The sequence below is a fragment of the Dietzia sp. CW19 genome (genome assembly GCF_014145265.1).
GTDB lineage: Bacteria > Actinomycetota > Actinomycetes > Mycobacteriales > Mycobacteriaceae > Dietzia > Dietzia natronolimnaea.
Window position 1 is genome coordinate 1 of sequence record NZ_JAALEE010000120.1, and the last position, 1,383, is coordinate 1,383.

At 71.9% G+C, this 1,383-nt stretch carries 2 protein-coding genes and 1 pseudogene; 2 read left to right on the forward strand and 1 reads right to left on the reverse strand.

Annotated elements, in window-relative coordinates:
- On the reverse strand, positions 1-393 hold a 393-nt coding region (locus G6021_RS04270), incomplete at its 3' end, for an LmeA family phospholipid-binding protein (protein WP_182639429.1).
- Between the two features lie 108 nt (positions 394-501).
- Here G6021_RS04270 and G6021_RS04275 point away from each other — a divergent pair.
- Positions 502-1,191: a response regulator transcription factor gene (locus G6021_RS04275; RefSeq protein WP_182640732.1), complete on the forward strand. Its 690-nt coding sequence runs from the start codon at positions 502-504 to the stop codon at positions 1,189-1,191.
- Positions 1,188-1,383: pseudogene (locus G6021_RS04280) on the forward strand (mycothiol synthase); the annotation flags it as partial. The gene G6021_RS04275 and the pseudogene G6021_RS04280, both read left to right, overlap by 4 nt.

The following is a 1,383-nucleotide window of genomic DNA, read 5'->3' on the forward strand; positions in this document are numbered from 1 at the left end:
GCTCGGGTCGTCGGCGCCGCCGACCAGGACGTCCCGCATCCCCAGGGCGGGGCCGAGCGAGTCTCCGGTGATCTGGACGGAGACGGTGACCGCACCCGCGGTCATGTCGGCGGACCGGTCCTCCGGCACGGACAGATCGGTGACGGCCGCCTCCACGGCCACCGGACCGAGACCCGGGCGGGTGACACCCTCGACGCGGATCGACGCCGACGCCAGTGTCCCGGGCCCCGCCCACCGTGTCGACGGGCCCCCACCGATCATCACCGACGGGGCCGCGACCCCCGGGGTCGCCGGGCGGATCCGGGTGGACACGTCCGCCTCCACCATGGAGGCGTTGACGGAGTCCACGGTGAAGGCGCCGACCACCACGACGGCCAGGGCGGCGGTCGCCACCGTGACACTGCGACGGGCTCTCATGGGGTTCAGGTCTACTCCGATCGTCGGAACTGGGGGACGGGTCGCTAGTATCGTCTGGGCGCCCGGACGAGGAGGAAGCGACACATGGACGTAGTGCTCCTCACGACTGAAGCCGACCCCGAGGCGGTGGTCCCCGCGCTGTCGCTCCTGCCGCATTCGGTCAGACTGCTGCCGGCCCTCGCCTCCTCCGTGGCCGAGCTGTCGGGGGCCGCGCTCTCCGTCGTCGACGCACGGAGTGATCTCGCGGCGTCCCGCGCGCTCTGCCGCCTCCTGTCGGGAAGCGCGGACATCTCCGTCATCGCGGTGGTCTCGGAGGGCGGGCTCATCGCGGTCAGCGGGGACTGGGGTCTCGACGACATCATCCTGCCGACCACGGGACCGGCGGAGGTGGACGCCCGGTTCAGGCTCTCCGCCGCCCGTCACTCCGCGCAGGGGGAGTCCGACGGCGGGTTGCTCACGGTGGGCGAGCTCGTGATCGACGAGGAGACCTACGTCGCCCGGGTGAAGGGGCGACCCCTGGACCTGACCTACAAGGAGTTCGAACTCCTCAAGCACCTGTGTCAACACCCCGGACGCGTCTTCTCCCGCGCCCAGCTCCTCCAGGAGGTCTGGGGATACGACTTCTTCGGCGGAACCCGGACGGTCGACGTCCACGTCCGACGGCTGCGGGCCAAGCTGGGGCCCGACCACGAGTCCCTCATCGGAACCGTGCGTAACGTCGGGTACAAAGCGGTCCGGCCGACCGACCGCAGGGAGGACGGGGGAGACGCATGACCGCCATCGAGCACGCGGTGGACGACGAGACGGCCGCGCTGATCGAGGCCGTCGCCCGGGACGCCGCGGCCGAGGACGGGGTGGCACCGCTCGGCGAGCAGCCTCTGCGGTCGCTCCGGTCGGGCGACGAGCAGGCCGTCCGCCATCTCCTGGTCCGCGGAGACGAAGGTGATGTCGCCGGCTACGCCCAGC

Excerpts from the sequence above, each read along its gene's own strand:
- G6021_RS04275 (WP_182640732.1), top strand. The coding sequence starts at position 502 with ATGGACGTAGTGCTCCTCACGACTGAAGCCGACCCCGAGGCGGTGGTC.